The organism is Micromonospora sp. NPDC048839 (assembly GCF_040649915.1).
GTDB lineage: Bacteria > Actinomycetota > Actinomycetes > Mycobacteriales > Micromonosporaceae > Micromonospora.
Map to the genome: position 1 here is coordinate 244894 of NZ_JBEZGL010000003.1, position 18606 is coordinate 263499.

Sequence of the window (18606 nt, forward strand, 5' to 3'; positions counted from 1 at the left end):
CGGGCACCGGGCAGGATGGGCGGGTGCGCGCGTCCCGACTGATCTCGTTGCTGTTGCTGTTGCAGGCGCGCGGGTCGATGACCGCGAGCGAGCTGGCGCGGGAGTTGGAGGTCTCCGAGCGGACCGTCTACCGGGACGTGCTGGCCCTCTCCGCCGCCGGGGTGCCGGTCTACGCCGACCGGGGTCGGGCCGGCGGTTACCGGCTGCTCGGCGGCTACCGCACCCGACTGACCGGGCTGACCCGGGACGAGGCGGAGGCGCTCTTCCTCAGCGGTCTGCCCGGGCCGGCCGGTGAGATGGGGCTCGCCGACGCGGTCGCGTCCGCCGAGCTGAAGGTGCTCGCCGCGCTGCCACCCGCCCTGCGCGACGCCCCGGCCCGTGCCGGGCAGCGGTTCCACCTGGACGTACCGGGCTGGTTTCGGGAGACCCCGCCACCGCTCTGGCTTCCCGAGCTGGCCCGGGCGGTCTGGGCGGACCGGGTGGTGGAGCTGCGCTACCGGCGCGGCGACCGGGAGGTGACCCGCCGGGTCCAGCCGTACGGCCTGGTGCTGAAGAGTGCGGTCTGGTATCTGGTCGGTTGGGCCGGCGACGACGTGCGCACCTACCGGGTGGACCGGGTCACCGGGGTCGAGGTGGGCGACGAGCAGTTCGACCGTGACGAGGGCTTCGACCTGGCCGGGCACTGGCGTGAGCAGGCCGGGTCGTTCCTGCGGACCATGCTGCGGGCCGAGGTCGTCGTCCGGCTGAGCCCCGCCGGCCTGCGCCAGCTCCGGCACCTGGTCGACGCCCCCTTCGTGTACGACGAGGTGGTCGCCGCCGCCGGTCCGCCCGACGGGCAGGGCTGGGTGGTGGCCCGGCTGCCGGTCGAGTCGGTCCCGGTGGCGTACCGCCAACTGCTGGGGCTCGGCCCCGAGGTGGAGGTGCTCGACCCCCCCGAGTTGCGGCAGTTGTTGGCCGACGCGGCCGACCGCCTCGGCGCGCTCTACCGGTAGCCGGTCACGTCCGCCGGCTTGCCCGCGTCGACCACCTCGGTGATGTAGCGGAACCCCTCGGGTTGGCTGCCGTCGAGGTCGGTGAAGCCGTACACCTTGGACAGCGTGCCGGCGTCGACGGACTGGCCGTTCCAGCGGGCCTTGTCCTCGTCGGCGGCGAGCGCGGCCACCGCGCGGCCGACGAAGGCCGGCGTCTCCGAGATGAGGAAGTTCGGGTCGGTGGCGGCGCCGTCACGCCAGTTGTCCTCGGTCACGCCGAAGTGCTCGAGCATCGCCTCGGAACGGATCCAACCGGGGGTGAGCGCCACGGCCGTGCAGCCGTGCGGCTTCAGCTCGTGCGCCTGACTGAAGGCGAGCCGGGTGACCGACACCTTGGCCAGGTCGTAGAAGACCGAGAGCCGGTAGTTCTCGTCGTTGTACGCCTTCGTGCCGTCGCCCATCTCCACCACCAGGCCGCCGGGCTTGCGGATCAGCAGCGGCAGGGCGAAGTGGCTGGTGATGATGTGCGTGTCGATGGCCAGCCGCAGGGTGCGGAAGCCGGCGTCCAGGGGCTGCTCCCAGACCGGCTTGTCCCAGGTGACCAACGGGTCGCCACCCCAGATGTCGTTGACCAGCACGTCGAGTTGGCCCTGCTCGGCGTCGATCCGGGCGACCAGGTCGCGGACCTGCTCCGGCACCAGATGGTCGACCCGAACGGCGATGCCGGTGCCACCGGCCGCGGTGACCGCCTCGGCGGTCTCCTCGATGGTCTCCGGCCGATTCATCTCCGAGCGGCCGGCACTGCTGCTGCGGCCGGTGGCGTAGACGGTGGCGCCAGCGGCACCGAGCTGGATCGCGATCTGCCGGCCGGCCCCCCGGGTGGCGCCGGCGACGAGCGCGATCTTTCCTGCGAGCGGTTGTGTCATGCCTGCGACGTTGCCAGCGATACCTGACAACCGGCGTCCGAATTCCCGGACCGCTCTGGCGAACCGCGGGAGACCTCGGCGCTCCCTGTAGAGCTGCCCCACAAATGGGGCGGCTCTCGCCGAATCTGCGGCAGCACCCGCCGTCCGCACCGCGCCCCATATCTGGGGCAGCTCTACAGGGCCACTGCGGGCATCTCGCCACCCGGCGACCTCTACCGCATCACGGCGAGGAGCTTCTCCACCCGTCTCAGTCCACCAACCGGACGCGGACCCGGCGATTGGCCCGGCCCTTGCTCTCCACCTTCACGACCTGCACCTTGCCGATCTGCGCGGTGGACGCGACGTGGGTGCCGCCGTCGGCCTGCACGTCCAGCCCGACGATGTCGACGATCCGGACCTCCTGCTCGTCCGGCGGGATGAGGTTGGACTGGGTACGGATGATGTCCGGCAGGGCCAGCGCCTCGGTACGCGGCAGCACCCGGGTGGCGACCGAGCGGTCGGCGGCCACCTCGGCGTTGACCAGCTCCTCGATGCGGCTCTTGAAGTCCGGGGGCACCTCGGGGAGGTTGAAGTCCATCCGGGCCTCACCCGGCTCCATGGAGTTGCCGGTCACCAGCGCGCCGAAGTCGCGGAACACCACACCGCAGAGCACGTGCAGGCCCGAGTGGGTACGCATCAGCCGGGTACGGCGTTCGTCCTCGACCGCGCCGACGACCTCGGTGCCGACCGGCGGCAGCGGGTCACCCTCGGCGGGAATCAGGTACGGGTCGTCGCCCTTGCGGGTGCCGACGATCCGGGTCTGCACCCCCTGCCACAGCAGCACTCCGTGGTCCGGTGGTTGGCCGCCGCCGCCCGGGTAGAACGCCGAGCGGTCCAGCACGATGCCCTGCTCGGCGTCGGCGTGCAGGACCGTGCACGTCCACTCCCGCAGGGTCGGGTCGGCGAGGTCGAGCCGGTGCGTGCGGCCATGTTGTGTGACGCCCATGACAGGGCAGGTTACTCGTTCAGGAAGCCGGCGATGCGGTCCCGCAGGTCTGCGCGTTCCGTCCAGAGGACGCCGGGCCTGTCGTACACGTGCAGGGTGGCCTGGGGCAGCGCGACGGCGAGCCGCTCGGCGACCTCGACCGGGTGCAGGTCGTCGCCCGCGCAGCCGATGACAAGCGCCGGCGCGGTGACCGCCGCCAGGTCGCCGATCTGGCGCAGCGACGTCTGCTCCGCCAGCGTGCCCAGCCCGTCGGCCAGACCGTCGCGCAGCAGCTGGTCGAGCCGCTGCCGCAGGTACGCCCAGCCGGCCGGTGTGTTGCGCACCGCCGCGGGCAGCTCCAGTGCGACGACGTCGGCGACCGCCGAGGCCTCCCCGCTCTGCACCGCCGCCAGCAGATCCGTGATCCGTTCGTGGGCGACCGGCCCGCGCGGCTCGTCGAGCACCGCCGGCAGGAAGAAGACCAGCTTCTCGAACCGCTCCGGGCTCTCCGCGAGCAGCCGGCAGAGGGCACCGGCGCCGAGGCTCGCGCCGAACGCCCGGCTGGCCCCGCCGAGGTCCGCGATCGCGCGTAGATCCCGGGCCAGGTCCAGGTAGTCCCACGGCCCGTCCGGGGCGTCGGAACGGCCGTGCCCGCGGAACTGGAAGAACACCTTGCGGCCGGTCACCCCACTGCCGAACGGGCGGGTGGTGGCGATGCCGTTGCCCAGCCCGTGGGCGAAGACGGTGACCGGATCACCGGTGCCGGTGACCAGCCGTTCCAGGCGTACGCCGTGCGGGGTGGCGACCAGCTCGGTCTCCGGCTCCGGCAGCGCCGGTCGGCCGGTACGCGGCCCACCCGGGCCGGGACCCCAGGTGCGGGGTCCACTGTCCGGTGGGGGTGGCCAGCGAAAACCTCTCACCAGAACCCTTTGCCGTCGCTCAGGTCGCGCAGACCGACCCGAACGTCGAGGAGGTAGATCAGGCCGGCGGCGATGCCGATCAGACCGAAGAGGCTGATCGGGCCGAAGCCCAGCAGGGTCAGCACGAGGCAGACGGCGAGGATGGCGATCCAGCCGCCCTTCGGGAGGGTGCCAATGGCGGGGAAGGCGTCGGAGCGCTGGGTGATCGCGTGCACCAGAGCGACGCCCTGGACGATCAGTGCGAAGACGAGCAGGATCAGCTCGATCACGTAGCGGACTTCGAACGCGAAGATCGGCGCGGCGTTGGCCATGCCGGCAAGCTTATGTCGAGGACCCCGGCTACGTCCGACAAGGACGCCGCCGGGGTCGTCGACCTGACGAACTATTCGGCCGCCGGGCGGGTCCGCTTGGTGGCCCCGGGAAGCTTCGCCGACGGGGTCGCGGCCGGCTTGGCAGCCTTCGGCGCACGGGCGGCCTTCTTGGCGGCGGCCGGCTTGGCCTCGACGATCTCGGCCACGTCGGCCGGGGTCGGCACGTCGGCGGTCGACACCTCGGCCGGGGTCGACACGTCGACGGGGGTCGGGGTGGCGGTGACGGGCGTCACTGCCTCGGTCGCCTCGATGTCGGCGTTGACCGTCTCGGCGGCCTCCACCACGCCGGCGCCGACGACCCGCTCGCCGCGGGCGACAAGCGCGCCGTACGCCGCGTAGGCCCGTTCCTGGGCGGCCTGCGCGCCCGCGAAGACCATGATGGCGTTGCGGGTCGCGGCAGCCCGCAGCTTGTCGAGGTCGGCGGCCTCGCGCAGCTTGGCCAGGTCGGCCGACTCGCGGAGCTTGGCCAGGTCCAGTTCGCGCAGCGTGCCGGCGGTCTCGTTGGCGGTACGCAGCGTCTCGGTGGCCTTCTGCCGCAACTCGAAGCCGGTCAGCACGGCCCGGCCGCCCAGGTCGGCGACGACCCGGGTGCCGAGGACGCCGACCACGGCCGGCAGCTTGCGCAGGTGCTCGATGGCCAACTCACCGGCGCCGGCGGCGGCGTAGATCGGGGCGGGGATGCGGTTGGTCTTCGGCTCGCTCATGAGGTCTCCTCTTCGGCCACCGTGGCGGCCTCGCGGGCCGCCGGACCGGCGGCCTTCTTCTCGGGGGTGCTGGTGCTGCCCGGGGCGGGTGCGGTGCCCGCCTCGGTGACGGCGACCGACTCGAGCACGGCCTCGGTCGGGGTGCCGCCTGCGGTGGTGGGGCCGGTGGCGGCCAGGTTGGCCACGTCGGCGGGCTGGTCGGCGACGTCGGTCGGAGTGGTCGCTCCGGTCGTGCCGGCGCCCTCGGCCTCGGCCGTGGCCTCGGCCAGCCGGGTGTTCTCCCGGCGGAACGTCTCGTAGATCTGGCTGAGCGACTGCTTCTGGGCCATCGTCAGGTCGGCGTCCACCGCGATGGCGGCCAGCACACCGTGGCCTTCCTTGTCGTCGAGCAGCCCGGCGCGCAGGTACATCGCCGGGGTGGAGACCCGCAGCGCGCTCGCCAGTTGCTGAAGCACCTCGGCGCTCGGCTTGCGCAGCCCGCGCTCGATCTGGCTCAGGTACGGGTTGCTGACCCCTGCCTGCTCGGCGAGTTGCCGCAGCGAGATCTTGGCGTTGCGCCGCAGATCGCGGATGAACCCGCCGACGTCGGGAAGGTCCTTGGGTGTGGCCATGCCAGCGACGCTAACCAATCGCGCTAGCTGTTGCAAGCAAAACGCTAGCCATAGTTAGCAACGTCTCAGCACCCGTTTGCGCACCGCTTCGCCGATCCGTACGGTCCGTTCGTGCACAAGATCACAGTCAACGGAGCAAGCATCGCGTACGACGAGGCCGGCACCGGTTCGCCGGTCGTGCTGCTGCACGCCGGCATCGCCGACCGGCGGATGTGGCGGGGGCAGGTGCCCGCGCTCGCCACTCGACACCGGGTGATCGTTCCGGACCTGCGCGGCTACGGAGACTCGGAGTTGCCCCCCACCCCGTTCACGCACCACGACGACGTGGCCGGGCTGCTGGACGCGCTCGACCTGCCCCGGGCCGCCCTGGTCGGCTGCTCCTTCGGCGGGTCGGTCGCCATCGACACCGCACTGGCCCACCCCGACCGGGTGAGCGCGCTCGCGCTGTTCGACACCGCGGTCTCCGGCAACGAGTGGTCCGAGGAGGCGAACGACCTCTGGGACGACCTGGTCGGAGAGGTCGACCCGGACGACTTCGTCGCCGGGGCGGCTGGCGAGGTGCGGTTCTGGGTGGTCGGCCCGGCCCGCCAGCCGGAGCACGTCGACCCGGAACTGCTCGCGTTCGCGCAGGAGATGGACCAGCGTGCCCTCGCCGCCGAACTGGCGCTCGGCGCGGTCGAGGTGGGCGAACTGATGCCACCGGCGATCGGCCGCCTCGGCGAGTTGAAGATCCCCGTCCTGGTCACCGCCGGCGCCGCGGACGTGCCGGACATCAGTCGACTCGCTGACCGGATCGCCGCCGAGGTCCCCGGCGCGGTACGACTGCCCGACGTGCCGGACGCCGCGCACCTGCTGCCGCTGGAGCGTCCGGAGCCGGTCAACGCCGCCCTGCTCGACTTCCTGAGTTAGCAGCACGCGCGGCGAGCCGCCCCGACGACGGTGGCGTCACCAGAGCGGGCGGACCGCGCCGACCGGGACGCCGCCGCCGAAGAGCGGCACCTCCGCGTACTGGGTCAGCACCGGGGCGTCCACACCTAGCCGGCGCAGCGCGGAGACCAGCACCGGCATCCGGGCCCGGTCGGCGCCGTCGTCGATCTTCAGTGCGACGGCGCCGACGCCCGGCAGGGCCACCGCGATCACACCCTCGGCACCGACCTTGGCCAGCAGGCCCGGGACCCCACGCATGAGCCGGGTGTCGTCGGCCCGGGTGCCACCGACGATCTCCGGGTACGCGCGCATGGCGTCGGCCACGGCGCGGGGCACCGAGCCGGGCTCGGAGTCGACAAGCCGGAGGAACGCCCCGGCCAGACCGGTCAGTGACACGGCGAGCACCGGGGCGCCGCAGCCGTCCACGCCCACCGCCGCCGCCTGCTCCCCGGTGAACTCCTCGATGGCCGCCCGCAGCCGCTGCTGCAACGGGTGCTCCGGCCGCCAGTAGCCATCCAGTGGCCAACCGGCGGCCTCGCAGGTCAGCAGCATCCCGCTGTGCTTGCCGGAGCAGTTCATCTGCACCCGGTTGGGTCCGCCACCGGCGCGCAGCACGGCCTCCCGGGCCGCCGCGCCCACCGGCAGGTCGGGTGGGCAGTGCAGGGCCGAGGCATCGAGCCCGGCGCGCTCCAGCAGCGCACCGACCCGGGCCAGGTGGAAGTCCTCACCCGCGTGGCTCGCCGACACCAGGGCCAGGTCGGCCGGGTCGGTCAACGACAGACCGGCCCGAAGCATCCCGATCGCCTGCATCGGCTTGCTGGCCGAGCGGGGGAAGATCGGCGACGTCACGTCCCCGGCGGCGGCCACCGGCGCCCCGGTGGAGTCCAGCACCACCACCGAGCCGCGGTGCGCACCCTCCACGAACCCGGACCGGACCACCTCGGCGAGCGGCGCGCCGCCCTCGTACGTCTTCGTCACGCGCTGGACGGTACCGACGGCCCCGGGGTGCCCGTCGGCGGGGTGACCAGGTGGTCCTCCACCCGGGTGACAGGAGCGCGGGACAGACCTGGCCTTACAGCCCGAGCAGCTCGCGGGCCTCGGTGGTGGTCAGCGGCGGGCGCTGGGCGAGCTGGGCGAAACCCACCGCGCGGGCGACCAGTTGCATGTTGGACTCCACCGGACGCCCCTTCGCGTACGTCACGGTGTCCTCCATGCCGACCCGCAGGTGCCCGCCCGTCGACAGCGCGGCCAACAGCACTGGAAGGGTGCTGCGGCCGACGCCGGTGGCCGAGAAGGTGGTGCCCTCGGGCAGGTCGCGCAGCATCCGGTGAGCGGCGACAAGGGTCTCGGTGGTGCCCGGCATGCCGCCGGGCACGCCCATCACGAAGTCGACGTGCACGTGCCCGCCGGCCGGCAGCCCGTACCTGCCGAGCAGTCGCTGCAACGCGGACAGGTGACCCAGGTCGAAGATCTCGTACTCCGGCACGATCCCGCGCTCCTGCATCCGGGTGTGCAGGTCGACGATGAACTCCCAGCGGTTGAGGAAGACGTCGTCGCCGAAGTTGACAGTGCCCATGGTGCAGGAGGCCATGTCCGGTCGGGCGTCGAGCACGGCGAGCCGGGCCGCCTCCGGGTCGGTCACCGCGCCGCCGGAGGAGAGCTGCACGATCAGATCGGTGCTGTCCCGCAGCGCCGCCACCGTGTCGGCCAGCCGCACCGGGTCGAGGGTCGGCCGGGCCTCGTCGTCGCGGATGTGGACGTGGATCACGGCGGCGCCGAGCGCCTCGCACTCCTTCGCGGTGAGCAGCAGCTCGTCGAGGGTCACCGGCAGTGCCGGCACCTCCGCCTTGGCCGACTCCGCGCCGGTCGGGGCCACCGTGATCAACGTCCCTGTCGTCATGCCGGCGATCCTAGACGCCCCGCTCAGGACGGGTCGATCGCCGCCGCCGTCTCCCCGATCCGCAGCGCGGCGTCGTCCGGGACGTTCCGCTTCAGCACCGCAAGAGCGACCTGCCCCAGCTCGTGGTGCAGCACGGCGCTGCCGACGAAGCCCACCGCCCGGCCGTCGAGGGTCACCGGCGTACCGGCCGCCGGCGGCTGGTCGGTGGTCACCCCGTCCAGGTGCAGCAGTACGAGGCGACGCGGCGGTCGTCCCATGTTGTGCACCCGGGCCACCGTCTCCTGCCCCCGGTAACAACCCTTGTCGAGATGCACCGCCGGGCCGATCAGATCCACCTCCGCCGGGATGGTCCGGTGGTCGGTGTCCACTCCGACCCGGGGCTGCCGGGCGGCCACCCGGATCGCCTCGTACGCCCACAGCCCCGCGACCGGCACGCCGGCGCCGCGCAGTTCCGCCACCACCTGGTCCATTGCCGAGCGGGGCACCAGCAGGTCCACCCCGAGCAGGCCGCGCCGCGCCCAGCCGCCGATCGGCAGGGGTTTGACGTCGTACCGGACACTCGCCCGCGGTGGCACGGCACCGGCGGCGAACTTCGGACCCGGCACCGCGACCAGGTCCGGTGCGGCCAGCCCGGTCACGCCGAGCGTGGCCAGCGCCTCGGTCGCCGCCGGCCCGACCAACGACAGCAACGCCCGTTCGGCGGTCGCGTCGCGCGGGTCGACCCGGCTGAAGAACCGCATCTTCTCCAGGTAGGTCAGGAGACCCTCGGTCGCCCCCGGCTCGGTGTCCAGCCAGGCGGTCTCGCCGTCCTCCGCAACAAGCGCGTGCTGCTCGACGTGGCCGTGCGGGGAGAGCACCAGCAGCTCGGTGCCCTCACCGGCGGCCAGCGTCGTCAGGTGCTGCGAGGTGATCGTGTGCAACCAGCCGGCGCGCTCCTCCCCGGGCACCGCGATGACCCCCCGGTGCGACCTGTCGACCAGGCCGACCTCGGTGTCGAGGGTGCGCTGCTCGCGCAGTGGGTCCCCGTAGTGCGCGGCCACTCCCCGCACCCCGGCCGCGACGTGCGCCGGATCCGGCTGGTCGCGGCTCGCCTCGTCGATGCTCTCGACGGCCACCGCACCCGCGATGTCGATCATTTGTTGTCCCCGTTCTCGCAGCGTACGCAGACGCCGAAGAGTGACACGTGCCCGATATCCACCCGGAACCCCCGCTGCGCGGCCAACTCGTCGGAGAGCGGCCGGAGCAGCCCCGGATCGATCTCGTCGATCGCCCCGCACTCCCGGCAGACCAGGTGGACGTGTTGGTGCTCACCTGCGGCGTGATAGGTCGGTGAGCCGTGCGACAGGTGCGTGTGGGTAACCAGGCCGAGCCGTTCCAGCAGCTCAAGCGTGCGATAGATGGTGGTGATGTTGACGCCGGCGGCGACCTCCCGGACGGCGGTGTGCACCTGCTCCGGGCTGGCGTGCCCCAGATCGAGCACCGCCTGGAGGACGAGCTGTCGCTGGGGCGTCAGCCGCAGCCCACGGGCTCGCAGCATTTCCGCGAGGGAGGATTCGGACACCGTCCGATCATAGTTCGGCCACCGTGCCGGTCCGGGCACCGCGATCGACCGCCGCTACGCTCGATGGTCATGGTGATGTCCCCCGCCGGAGAGATCGGGGCCGATCCGACCGCGCGGACTGTCGTCCTCGGGCGCGGCCCGGTGCCGACCGGTGACCCGATGCTCCGCGGTGACGACCTCGGCGTACTGCACGGCGACGGCCTCTTCGAGACCATGCACCTGCGTCAGGGCCGGCCGTGGCTGCGCGACGAACACCTCGCCCGGCTGGTCGCCGGGGCCGACGCCGTCGAACTGGCCGTGCCGCCCACCGCGGCGCTGATCGACCTGCTCGACGAGGTGTGTGCGGGCTGGCCAGCGGCTGTGGAAGGGGCACTGCGGTTGGTCTGCACCCGAGGCCCCGAGACCGGCGGCCCGCCCACGGTGTACGCCACGCTGGCCCCGGTACCGGCGGCCTCCCGAGCCGCCCGGCGGGCCGGGATCAGTGTGGCCACCCTGCCGCTGGGGGTGCCCGCCGACGCCCGCAGCGCACTGAGCTGGCTGCCCGCCGGGATCAAATCGACGTCGTACGCGCTCAGTAGCGCCGCCCGCCGCTGGGCCCGCCGGGCCGGCGTGGACGACGCGCTCTGGATCTCCTCCGACGGGTACGCGCTGGAGGGTCCCACCGCGAATGTGGTGTGGCTCACCGACGACACGCTCTGCACGGTGCCGGCCGCCACCACCGGAATCCTCGCCGGCACGACCGTGGCCTGGCTGCTCGCCCACGCCGCCGAGCTGGGCCTGCGCGCCGCCGAGCGGATGGTCACCCCCGCCGAGCTGCACGCGGCGGACGGCGTGTGGTTCACCTCCTCGGTCCGCGGGGCAGTCGAGGTCCACACGCTGGACGGGGTGCGTCGGGACCGTTGCCCGCGCACCCCCGCCCTACAGACCCTGCTGGGTTTTCCGAGCTGATCAGCCACCGACCCGGACGAGCCGGGCGGAGAGGTGCGGACTGAGCCCGTGCCCCACGGCGGCCAACTCCTGGGCGTAGAGCAACGCACCCTCGACGATGCCGAAGAGTCGGTGCCCGCCGGTGACCTCCTTGGCGGTCGGAGTCCGGATCACCGCGTCGGTGGCGAACTCCACCTGGGTGCCGGTGCGCTTGCCCAGGTGCAGCTCCATTATCCCGGTCGGGGTGGTCAGCAGCGCCTCCAGGTCATCGGTCGCCCGACCATCCACCAGCACCGGCCGCCACCAACCGACCTCACGACCGGCCGGACGGACCGGCTTGCTCTGCTCGTCAAGGATCCAGGCACGGGACTCGTAGTGCAGGAACGGCCGGCCGTCGTGGCTGATCCGGATCTCCTGCGCGTAGTCGAAATCCTCGATGGTGGGGAAACCACCCTTGCCCCGGCCACGCCAGAGGCCGATGTAGGGCAGCAGGCCATCCAACGCCGGGTGCAGCTTCGGCCCGACCCGCAGGTCGTGACTCTCCTCGAAGGGGTACTCCTCGACCGGCGGCGCGTTCAGCCACGGCGGCTGCAGGGGGTTCTCGCTCACAGTGCCACCTTCGTTCGCGACTGCGGGGCTCGCAGACCCGGCTCACTCCTCGCGCTCACAGTGCCACCTTCGTTCGCGACTGCGGGGCTCGCAGACCCGGCTCACTCCTCGCGCTCACCAGCGTCCTCTCGAAATCCGTACGGCAAGGTAGACCAGGCCGCCGGCAAGCCCGCCCAGGCCAGCGACCAACAGGCTGACAAACCCGATCTCGGTAACCATCCCGACCATCCTATGCTGGGCCACATGGCCCGCACTCTCGTCGTCAAGGCCACCGCTGGGGCGGACGCCCCGGAGCGGTGCGCACAGGCATTCACCGTCGCCGCGACGGCAGTCGCGGCCGGGGTGGACGTATCGCTCTGGCTGACCGGTGAGTCAACCTGGTTCGCCCTGCCCGGTCGCGCCCAGCAGTTCGAGCTGCCACACTCCGCGCCGCTGGCCGAGTTGCTGCACGTCATCCTGACCAGTGGCCGGGTGACCGCGTGCACCCAGTGCGCGGCCCGACGTGAGATCGGCCCGGACGACGTACTGCCCGGGGTCCGGATCGCGGGCGCCGCCGTCTTCGTCGAGGAGGCGATGACCGAGGGCGCGCAGGCGCTCGTCTACTGACCGACCGCCCCACGCGGTTCGTCGGTTCGAGCGGAGTGCGGATACCGGCCCGACATCCCGGACAGCTGCCTACGATTCGGATGTGACCCAGGCGACGGAGAGGTTCTTCGAAGCGCTGCCGTCCCGCGCCCCCGACATCCTGGGCGGCCTGGCCGACGGAACCCTTCAGATCGACCTCGGCGACGACCGCCAGACCGAGCACTGGCTGGTCCGGATGCGGCCCGGGTCGGTAGAGGTCAGCCGAGGGCGCGGGCCGGCCGACGCCATCTGGTACAGCAGCGCCGCCCTCTTCGACCGACTGATCGTCGGCGAGGCCCAGGGCGTCGCGGCGGTGCTGCGCAACGAGAGCACGTTCAGCGGCAACGTGGTGCTCTTCCTCGCCTTCCGCCGGTTCTTCCCGGACCCGCCCGGCACCCGCGACCCCCGGGAAACGGCGCGCAGGACAGCCGGACGGCCGGCGTGAAGGAACTCGTCAGCATCCTGGACGGCAACACCTTCCTGGTCAGCGACCGGCGGGGGGACATCGAGCCGTCCCTCGACTTCCCCACCGGGCTGTTCTCCTTCGACACCCGATTCCTGTCCACGTGGGTGCTCACCCTGGACGGCGAACGGCTGCACGCCCTCTCCGTCGACGACACCGACTCGTACCGCACCAAGTTCTTCCTCGCCCCCGGGGAACCCACGCACTATCTGGACGCGAAGGCATCGGTGATCCGCAGCCGGGCGATCGTGGGCAGCTTCGAGGAGGAGCTGACCGTGCTGAACCACCTCGGCGCGGAGGTCGAGTGCACCGTCCGGATCGAGATCGGGGCCGACTTCGCCGACCTGTTCGAGATCAAGAACTCGCGGCAGAAACGGGGCCGCACCACCGTCTCGGTCGCCGAGAACGAGCTGCGGCTGACCTACCGGCGGGAGGCGTTCCACCGGGAGATGGTGGTCAGCAGCAGTGCGCCGGCGCAGGTCGATGCCAGCGGGATGACCTTCCGGATCCGGATCGCCCGGAACAGCAGTTGGACCACCCGGCTGCACGTGTCAAGCGTCGTCTACGGCGCCCGTGGCGAGGACATCCGGGCCACCCTGCCGTACGGGGGCAGCCGCAGCGCGGACGTCATCCGGGCGGAGCAGCAGGAACTGATCGACCGGGCGCCGAAGCTCGGGTGCGACTGCGAACCACTGGCCGGGGCGTACCGGCGCAGCCTCAACGACCTGGCCGCCCTGCGCTACGAGTCGATCGCCCTGGGCGTGCGGCTGATCGCCGCGGGACTGCCCTGGTTCATGACCCTGTTCGGCCGGGACAGCATCATCACCTCACTGCAGGTGCTGCCGTTCCTGCCGGAGCTGGTCCCACCGACCATCCTGATGCTGGCCGGCCTCCAGGGGCACCGGGTGGACGACTTCCGGGACGAGGAGCCCGGCAAGATCCTGCACGAACTGCGGTACGGGGAGACCGCCGGCTTCGAGGAGCAGCCGCACTCGCCGTACTACGGGTCGGCCGACTCGACACCACTGTTCATCATCCTGATCGACGAGTACGAGCGTTGGACGGGCGACTCCGCGCTGGTGCGTCGGCTGGAGCCGCAGGTCCGCGCGGCGTTGGAGTGGATCGACACGTACGGCGACCTGCTCGGCACCGGCTACCTCTGGTACCAGACCCGCAACCCGGAGACCGGCCTGCAGAACCAGTGCTGGAAGGACTCGTGGGACGCCATCTCGTACGCCGACGGTCAGTTCCCCGGCTTTCCCCGGGCCACCTGCGAACTGCAGGGGTACGCGTACGACGCGAAGATCCGGGCCGCGCGGCTGGCCCGGACCTTCTGGAACGACCCGGAGTTCGCCGACCGACTGGAGGGGGAGGCCGCCGACCTCAAGCGGCGGTTCGACCGCGACTTCTGGATCGCCGACCGCGAGCACTACGCGCTCGCGTTGGACGCCGACGGCCGGCAGGTGGACGCGCTGACCTCGAACATCGGGCACCTGCTGTGGAGCGGCATCGTGGACGAGTCCCGCGCCGGCAAGGTGGTCGAGCACCTGCTGGGGCCGCGGCTGTTCTCCGGCTGGGGGGTGCGGACGCTCGCCGCCGACGAGGGACGGTACAACCCGATCGGCTACCACGTGGGTACGGTCTGGCCGTTCGACAACTCGATCATCGCCTGGGGGTTGTGGCGGTACGGCTTCCGGGAGGAGGCCGGGCTGCTCTGCGACACGATGCTGGCAGCGTCCCGGTACTTCGAGGGGCGACTCCCGGAGGCGTTCGCCGGCTACGACCGGGATCTCACCGACTACCCGGTGGAGTATCCGACGGCGTGCAGCCCGCAGGCCTGGTCGACAGGCACCCCGCTGCTGCTGCTGCGGGTGATGCTGGGGTTGGAGCCGCAGGGCGAGCACCTGATCATCGACCCGGCCGTGCCACCGGGGATGGGCCGGGTCGAGCTGCTGGACATCCCGGGCCGGTGGGGCATGGTCGACGCGTTGGGGCGCAGCCGGGAACAGTCGGATCCACCGGGTGAGGGCTGACCCGAGGACCTGCCCGGTTCAGCTCGGGCAGCCGACGGTGGCGGCCAGCCGGGTGTCGTCCGGAACGAGCTCGGCGAGCACCGTGACCGGGCCGGTGCGGTACGCGTACACCGGGGGGTTGTCCAGCAGTGGGGCGGCGTCGGCCAGCGGGGCGAGGGCGGCCGGCGACGCCGCCGGGCCGGGACCGCCCGCGGACCGTGCGGTGCGAGCCGACCCGCCGCCCGGGCAGGGTGCGGTGACCAGCTCCGGCGCGGTGTCACCGGGCCGGCCGAGGGCCGCCAGCGCGGCGGTCAGTGCGGCGGCTTCCGGACCGGCGGCGGTCGGCTGGGCTGGTCGGTAGCCGGAGCCGACCGGCCGGCAACCGGTGTCGACGAGCAACAGCACCCGGCCGTCCACGGTCGGCCGCCCCTCGACGGCCACGAACTCACCCGCGTCGGCGTGCAGCTCGGGGCCGTCCAGCCCGGAGCCGACACCGGCCCGCCAGGTCGCCGGCAGCCGATCGGCGATGCCGTCCAACACGGCCTTCCCGGTGCCGACGGGCGCGAGTACGCCGACCTCACGTCGCAGCCTCGCCCCCTCCGCGAACGGGGTGACCCGGCAGCCGGCCGCGATCCGCGGCGGGCTCAGCTCCAGCAGGCCGGCGGCACCGGCGGCCCGCGCCAGCTCACCGATCGCCCGATCGACCACCGGCCCGGCCTGGTCGAGGGAACGCTGCTCGCGAACGGTCGGCGGGTCGGTGCGGACCGACATGTTGGTGAGCACGGCCAGCAACACGGCCCACACCACGGTCGCGGCCAGCAACCAACGCCGCCGCCGGGCGGGTGCCGGCACGGTGGAACCGGCCGAAGAGGCCCAACCCGTCTGGACAGCACCGCTCACCCGGTCATGGTGTCACGCGCCCGCCGCCGGCCCGGCGGCGGAGGCGGTTGGCGGTACGGTCAGTGGTCGTTCAGCCGGGGCGGCGGGTCGAGTCGATAGCCGACCCCGCGCACGGCGTGCACCTGCGGTCCGCCCGGCAGGCCTCGTAACCTGCGCCGGAGCCGCTTGATCGTGGACTGCAGCGCCGCGGTGTCGGCGCCGCCCAGCGCGAAGGCGCAGAGCTGTTCGTAGCTCCACACCACCAGCGGCGGGCCGATGAGCCGGGCCAGCAGTTCCCGTTCGGTGCGGGAGAGCGGCAGCGGGTCGCCCCGCCAGGTCACCAGGTGTGCAGTCTGGTCGACGACCAGCTCACCCCAGCGGACGGGTCCCTGCGGCGTCGCCGGCGCGGTGACCGGCCCGACGACCGACGTCGAGCCACCCGGCGACGGGGACAGCAGCGCCCGCAGCTGGGTCAGGTCGGCGCAGTTCACCACCGAGCCGACCCCGTCGAGCCGGCGCAGCACCCGACCGAGCACCCCGGCGTCCGCGCTGACGCAGACGACGATCGGAACCTCCGCGCCGGACTCGCCGCCACCCTGCGCACCAATCGTGATTTCCACCAGTAGATAGTGACGTACGCCTATGAGCTTGATTGGCCATCCACACTCCTGGCGCCACTGAATTCCCCCAACCACCACATCGCCCACCTGCTCGCGCCCCGCCCAACCGCACCACTCGCAAGCACTGTCGTGAAGCCGACACCAACGCGACCAAAGAGCCGGTGCCATCGATTGACGGTGGGTAGTGGACTAGTGACGCGAGAATCCGCAACGCGGTCCGCGTCGTCGGAGGGAGGCACTAGGGTGACGCCAACAGCGACGTCGTCGACGGCGAGAGGACCAGCAATGGGCACCGCCATCGTCAAGACCCCGCAGGAGCTGCGCGAGTGGCGAGTTCGGCTCCTGGAGCGCGTCCACATGAGCAAAGAGACGCTGTACGACCTGGGGCGCGACTTCGAGCTCCGCGCCGACGAACGCAGCGTCTACGAGATGGTCCGCTCGATCGACTACCTGCTCGGCGATGACGACTGACGGGACTCCCGTCTCTCCGGACCTGATCGCCCGAGCCAGCGCCTTCGCCGACGACATCACCAGCCGGGTGCAACGAGTCGTGCGGACAGACAAGCACCTGTCCGCGCTGCTGATGCCCGGCAGGAACGGCGGTCGCGTCATGGTGGGCATCGTCGAGGGAGACGATTTCGGAACGTTTCCGCTGTACATCGACAACAAGCACCGCCTTGACCTGCTAATCAAGTTCAACTGCTGCATGGATTCGAGCGGCAGGCACCTGGCCACGGACGCCTCCTGGCTCCATGTCACACCCAAGGGCGAAAAGGCACCCTTGTTCCGCTACGAGTACGTCCGGGAGTTCCAACCCGGCGTGCCTTGCGCCCACCTCCACGTACACGGCCACCGTGACGAATTCGCCTTTGTCATGCAGGACGGGCCGAGCGGGCGCCCAAGAGCCCGTAAGCGCAGGCACGAGGTCCCACGGCTTGCCAAGTTCCACTTCCCGCTCGGCGGACACCGCTTTCGGCCTTGCGTTGAGGACGTCCTGCAGGCCGTGGTGGAGGAGTTTTCCGTCGACACCGTCGAGGGATGGCGGAACGCCGTCGCGGAGGGTCGGGAGGAGTGGCGCAAGCTCCAGTTACTGGCCGCGGTGCGTGACGCTCCGGGCATCGCCGCTCGGGCCTTGGAGGAACTCCAATACAAGGTGGTTCCGCCCGACTCAGCCCCCGCCGACAACCAGAGCAGGATGCGAGCTTACTGACTCTGCCAACGAACGACCGGGGCCGGCCACCCGCGTGGGTGTCCGGCCCCGGTCGATCAGAGCAGTGGGTCAGGCGACGGTGACGCCAACCTCGTTGACGCCCCGACCGGCGGTGACGGCGGTGTCGCCGTTGCCGTGCCGGGACAGTGCCCGCAGCGTCCAGGAGCCCGGCGCGGCGAAGAACCGGAACTGGCCGGCCGCCGAGGTCACCACCTCGGCGGTGAACTCGCCCGTCGAGTCGAGCAGCCGGACGTACGCGCCCGGCACCGGCTCGTCCTCAGCGGAGCGGACGATCCCGGTGATGACGGTTTCCTTCTCCAGGTCCAGGCTGGCCGGCAGCGGCGCGGCCTGGTCGGGTGCGGCGCAACCCGCGGCGATGGGGAGGGACATGATCAGGCCTCCCCGGGTTCGTCGCCGAGCGCGACCGGCACGCCGACCAGCGAGCCGTACTCGGTCCAGGAGCCGTCGTAGTTCTTGACGTTGCGGTGGCCCAGCAGCTCCTGCAGCACGAACCAGGTGTGCGAGGAGCGCTCACCGATGCGGCAGTAGGCGATGGTCTCCCTGCCGTCGTCGAGGCCCGCGTCGCCGTAGATCCGGCGCAGCTCGTCGTCGGAGCGGAAGGTGCCGTCCTCGTTGGCCGCCTTGGACCACGGGACACTGATCGCGGTGGGGATGTGGCCGCCCCGCTGCGCCTGCTCCTGGGGCAGGTGGGCGGGGGCGAGCAGCCGGCCGGCGAACTCGTCGGGGCTGCGCACGTCGACCAGGTTCTTGGTGCCGATCGCCGCCACGACCTCGTCCCGGAACGCCCGGATCGAGGTGTCCGGCTCCTGCGCGACGTACTGCGTCGCAGGGCGGGTCACCGAGTCGGTGACCAGCGGGCGGGCATCCAGCTCCCACTTCTTGCGACCGCCGTCGAGCAGCTTCACGTCGCCGTGGCCGTAGAGCTTGAAGTACCAGTAGGCGTACGCGGCGAACCAGTTGTTGTTGCCGCCGTAGAGGATGACGGTGTCGTCGTTGCTGATGCCCCGCTCGGAGAGCAACGCCTCAAACTGCGTCTTGTTGACGAAGTCCCGGCGGACCTGGTCCTGCAGGTCGGTCTTCCAGTCAATCTTGATGGCGCCGGCGATGTGGCCGGTGTCGTAGGCCGAGGTGTCCTCGTCGACCTCGACGAAGACGACGCCCGGGGCGTCGAGGTTCTTCTCGGCCCACTCGGCCGAAACGAGTGCGGTGTCGCGACTCATCGAATCACTCCCTGGTGAGGATGGATGGTGAGCCAACGCGCGAGCATTGATGGGTGTAACTGTCGCACCACGCGCGGGACCCAGCGGAAGGACGGGATCACGGGTTCGTGCGACGGCGCCGCTGCCGGGCATTCGGTGGGATCACCGGAGGGTGCGAGAACCCTGT

Annotated in this window: 24 protein-coding genes; 8 read left to right on the forward strand and 16 right to left on the reverse strand. The window is 71.8% G+C overall.

The features are described from left to right. The first annotated feature begins 23 nt into the window (after nt 1-23). Nucleotides 24-992 (forward strand): YafY family protein, encoded by a 969-nt coding sequence (locus AB0C25_RS07175; RefSeq protein WP_357370478.1) that lies wholly within the window; start codon nt 24-26, stop codon nt 990-992. Here the strand turns inward: AB0C25_RS07175 and AB0C25_RS07180 are convergent. From AB0C25_RS07180 to AB0C25_RS07205, 6 genes are all read right to left on the reverse strand, one after another. Then, nucleotides 983-1897: an SDR family oxidoreductase gene (locus AB0C25_RS07180; protein ID WP_357370480.1), complete on the reverse strand. Its 915-nt coding sequence runs from the start codon at nt 1895-1897 to the stop codon at nt 983-985. The two genes, AB0C25_RS07175 and AB0C25_RS07180, sit on opposite strands and share 10 nt — an antisense overlap. A gap of 247 nt (nt 1898-2144) precedes the next feature. After that, nucleotides 2145-2882: an alanyl-tRNA editing protein gene (locus tag AB0C25_RS07185; protein WP_238660113.1), complete on the reverse strand. Its 738-nt coding sequence runs from the start codon at nt 2880-2882 to the stop codon at nt 2145-2147. A gap of 11 nt (nt 2883-2893) precedes the next feature. Continuing rightward, nucleotides 2894-3781 carry an alpha/beta hydrolase gene (locus tag AB0C25_RS07190; protein WP_357370482.1) on the reverse strand — a complete coding sequence of 296 codons (888 nt, stop codon included), beginning with the start codon at nt 3779-3781 and terminating at the stop codon, nt 2894-2896. Next, on the reverse strand, nt 3778-4092 hold the full coding sequence (locus AB0C25_RS07195; RefSeq protein WP_088950380.1) for a DUF2516 family protein: 315 nt from the start codon (nt 4090-4092) through the stop codon (nt 3778-3780). Before AB0C25_RS07195 ends, AB0C25_RS07190 begins: the two co-directional genes overlap by 4 nt. A gap of 71 nt (nt 4093-4163) precedes the next feature. Further along, nucleotides 4164-4856: a hypothetical protein gene (locus tag AB0C25_RS07200; protein ID WP_357370484.1), complete on the reverse strand. Its 693-nt coding sequence runs from the start codon at nt 4854-4856 to the stop codon at nt 4164-4166. Then, nucleotides 4853-5467 (reverse strand): helix-turn-helix transcriptional regulator, encoded by a 615-nt coding sequence (locus tag AB0C25_RS07205; RefSeq protein ID WP_357370486.1) that lies wholly within the window; start codon nt 5465-5467, stop codon nt 4853-4855. The genes AB0C25_RS07200 and AB0C25_RS07205 overlap by 4 nt, the downstream gene beginning before the upstream one ends. Before the next feature lie 111 nt (nt 5468-5578). Here AB0C25_RS07205 and AB0C25_RS07210 point away from each other — a divergent pair, with 111 nt between their 5' ends. Continuing rightward, nucleotides 5579-6376, forward strand: coding sequence for an alpha/beta hydrolase (locus AB0C25_RS07210; protein WP_357370488.1), 798 nt, complete (start codon nt 5579-5581; stop codon nt 6374-6376). 36 nt (nt 6377-6412) lie between these two features. On the opposite strand, the gene AB0C25_RS07215 is transcribed toward AB0C25_RS07210, so the two are convergent. The 4 genes from AB0C25_RS07215 to AB0C25_RS07230 form a co-directional block, all read right to left on the reverse strand. Then, nucleotides 6413-7372 (reverse strand): asparaginase, encoded by a 960-nt coding sequence (locus AB0C25_RS07215; protein WP_357370490.1) that lies wholly within the window; start codon nt 7370-7372, stop codon nt 6413-6415. A 94-nt stretch (nt 7373-7466) separates the two neighbouring features. Beyond that, nucleotides 7467-8294, reverse strand: coding sequence for a 3-keto-5-aminohexanoate cleavage protein (locus AB0C25_RS07220; RefSeq protein ID WP_355027604.1), 828 nt, complete (start codon nt 8292-8294; stop codon nt 7467-7469). A 23-nt stretch (nt 8295-8317) separates the two neighbouring features. Next, nucleotides 8318-9430 (reverse strand): folate-binding protein, encoded by a 1113-nt coding sequence (locus AB0C25_RS07225; protein ID WP_357370493.1) that lies wholly within the window; start codon nt 9428-9430, stop codon nt 8318-8320. Continuing rightward, entirely contained in the window at nt 9427-9855 is a 429-nt protein-coding gene (locus tag AB0C25_RS07230; RefSeq protein WP_357370495.1) for a Fur family transcriptional regulator, read from the reverse strand. The genes AB0C25_RS07225 and AB0C25_RS07230 overlap by 4 nt, the downstream gene beginning before the upstream one ends. Before the next feature lie 69 nt (nt 9856-9924). Here AB0C25_RS07230 and AB0C25_RS07235 point away from each other — a divergent pair, with 69 nt between their 5' ends. Then, a complete protein-coding gene (locus AB0C25_RS07235) occupies nt 9925-10803 on the forward strand; it encodes an aminotransferase class IV (RefSeq protein WP_357370497.1) in 879 nt (292 codons plus the stop codon). Here the strand turns inward: AB0C25_RS07235 and AB0C25_RS07240 are convergent, their stop codons facing one another. Both AB0C25_RS07240 and mtfM read right to left on the reverse strand, forming a co-directional pair. Next, nucleotides 10804-11391: an FABP family protein gene (locus tag AB0C25_RS07240; RefSeq protein ID WP_357370499.1), complete on the reverse strand. Its 588-nt coding sequence runs from the start codon at nt 11389-11391 to the stop codon at nt 10804-10806. A gap of 114 nt (nt 11392-11505) precedes the next feature. Next, a complete protein-coding gene (mtfM, locus tag AB0C25_RS07245; RefSeq protein WP_030327764.1) occupies nt 11506-11610 on the reverse strand; it encodes a small membrane protein MtfM in 105 nt (34 codons plus the stop codon). Nucleotides 11611-11622: 12 nt separating this feature from the next. Here mtfM and AB0C25_RS07250 point away from each other — a divergent pair, with 12 nt between their 5' ends. The 3 genes from AB0C25_RS07250 (at nt 11623) to AB0C25_RS07260 (ending at nt 14511) form a co-directional block, all read left to right on the forward strand. Then, nucleotides 11623-11997 (forward strand): DsrE family protein, encoded by a 375-nt coding sequence (locus AB0C25_RS07250; RefSeq protein WP_357370501.1) that lies wholly within the window; start codon nt 11623-11625, stop codon nt 11995-11997. Between the two features lie 82 nt (nt 11998-12079). Next, entirely contained in the window at nt 12080-12460 is a 381-nt protein-coding gene (locus AB0C25_RS07255) for an SCP2 sterol-binding domain-containing protein (protein WP_357370503.1), read from the forward strand. Continuing rightward, nucleotides 12457-14511 carry a glycogen debranching N-terminal domain-containing protein gene (locus AB0C25_RS07260; RefSeq protein ID WP_357370505.1) on the forward strand — a complete coding sequence of 685 codons (2055 nt, stop codon included), beginning with the start codon at nt 12457-12459 and terminating at the stop codon, nt 14509-14511. The genes AB0C25_RS07255 and AB0C25_RS07260 overlap by 4 nt, the downstream gene beginning before the upstream one ends. An 18-nt stretch (nt 14512-14529) precedes the next feature. Here AB0C25_RS07260 and AB0C25_RS07265 read toward each other — a convergent pair whose 3' ends face one another. Continuing rightward, nucleotides 14530-15297, reverse strand: a complete 768-nt coding sequence (locus AB0C25_RS07265) for a hypothetical protein (protein ID WP_357371060.1) — start codon at nt 15295-15297, stop codon at nt 14530-14532. Nucleotides 15298-15449: 152 nt separating this feature from the next. Beyond that, nucleotides 15450-15935 carry a winged helix-turn-helix domain-containing protein gene (locus AB0C25_RS07270; protein ID WP_357371062.1) on the reverse strand — a complete coding sequence of 162 codons (486 nt, stop codon included), beginning with the start codon at nt 15933-15935 and terminating at the stop codon, nt 15450-15452. A 339-nt stretch (nt 15936-16274) separates the two neighbouring features. On the opposite strand from AB0C25_RS07270, the gene AB0C25_RS07275 reads away from it, so the two are divergent. Both AB0C25_RS07275 and AB0C25_RS07280 read left to right on the forward strand, forming a co-directional pair. Continuing rightward, a complete protein-coding gene (locus AB0C25_RS07275) occupies nt 16275-16460 on the forward strand; it encodes a hypothetical protein (RefSeq protein WP_357370507.1) in 186 nt (61 codons plus the stop codon). Then, nucleotides 16450-17199 (forward strand): hypothetical protein, encoded by a 750-nt coding sequence (locus AB0C25_RS07280; RefSeq protein WP_357370509.1) that lies wholly within the window; start codon nt 16450-16452, stop codon nt 17197-17199. The genes AB0C25_RS07275 and AB0C25_RS07280 overlap by 11 nt, the downstream gene beginning before the upstream one ends. A gap of 69 nt (nt 17200-17268) precedes the next feature. On the opposite strand, the gene AB0C25_RS07285 is transcribed toward AB0C25_RS07280, so the two are convergent. Beyond that, complete coding sequence (locus AB0C25_RS07285; protein ID WP_357370511.1) at nt 17269-17589, reverse strand: DUF1416 domain-containing protein; 321 nt, start codon at nt 17587-17589, stop codon at nt 17269-17271. A gap of 2 nt (nt 17590-17591) precedes the next feature. Then, complete coding sequence (locus AB0C25_RS07290) at nt 17592-18440, reverse strand: sulfurtransferase (protein WP_357253771.1); 849 nt, start codon at nt 18438-18440, stop codon at nt 17592-17594. Nucleotides 18441-18606 lie beyond the last annotated feature (166 nt).

Bases quoted from the DNA above. Each gene is read 5' to 3' on its own strand.
- AB0C25_RS07180 (WP_357370480.1), bottom strand. From the start codon at position 1,897: ATGACACAACCGCTCGCAGGAAAGATCGCGCTCGTCGCCGGCGCCACC.
- AB0C25_RS07185 (WP_238660113.1), bottom strand. From the start codon at position 2,882: ATGGGCGTCACACAACATGGCCGCACGCACCGGCTCGACCTCGCCGAC.
- AB0C25_RS07195 (WP_088950380.1), bottom strand. From the start codon at position 4,092: ATGGCCAACGCCGCGCCGATCTTCGCGTTCGAAGTCCGCTACGTGATC.
- AB0C25_RS07200 (WP_357370484.1), bottom strand. From the start codon at position 4,856: ATGAGCGAGCCGAAGACCAACCGCATCCCCGCCCCGATCTACGCCGCC.
- AB0C25_RS07205 (WP_357370486.1), bottom strand. From the start codon at position 5,467: ATGGCCACACCCAAGGACCTTCCCGACGTCGGCGGGTTCATCCGCGAT.
- AB0C25_RS07220 (WP_355027604.1), bottom strand. From the start codon at position 8,294: ATGACGACAGGGACGTTGATCACGGTGGCCCCGACCGGCGCGGAGTCG.
- AB0C25_RS07225 (WP_357370493.1), bottom strand. From the start codon at position 9,430: ATGATCGACATCGCGGGTGCGGTGGCCGTCGAGAGCATCGACGAGGCG.
- AB0C25_RS07235 (WP_357370497.1), top strand. From the start codon at position 9,925: ATGGTGATGTCCCCCGCCGGAGAGATCGGGGCCGATCCGACCGCGCGG.
- mtfM (WP_030327764.1), bottom strand. From the start codon at position 11,610: ATGGTTACCGAGATCGGGTTTGTCAGCCTGTTGGTCGCTGGCCTGGGC.
- AB0C25_RS07250 (WP_357370501.1), top strand. From the start codon at position 11,623: ATGCTGGGCCACATGGCCCGCACTCTCGTCGTCAAGGCCACCGCTGGG.
- AB0C25_RS07275 (WP_357370507.1), top strand. From the start codon at position 16,275: ATGGGCACCGCCATCGTCAAGACCCCGCAGGAGCTGCGCGAGTGGCGA.
- AB0C25_RS07280 (WP_357370509.1), top strand. From the start codon at position 16,450: ATGACGACTGACGGGACTCCCGTCTCTCCGGACCTGATCGCCCGAGCC.
- AB0C25_RS07285 (WP_357370511.1), bottom strand. From the start codon at position 17,589: ATGTCCCTCCCCATCGCCGCGGGTTGCGCCGCACCCGACCAGGCCGCG.
- AB0C25_RS07290 (WP_357253771.1), bottom strand. From the start codon at position 18,440: ATGAGTCGCGACACCGCACTCGTTTCGGCCGAGTGGGCCGAGAAGAAC.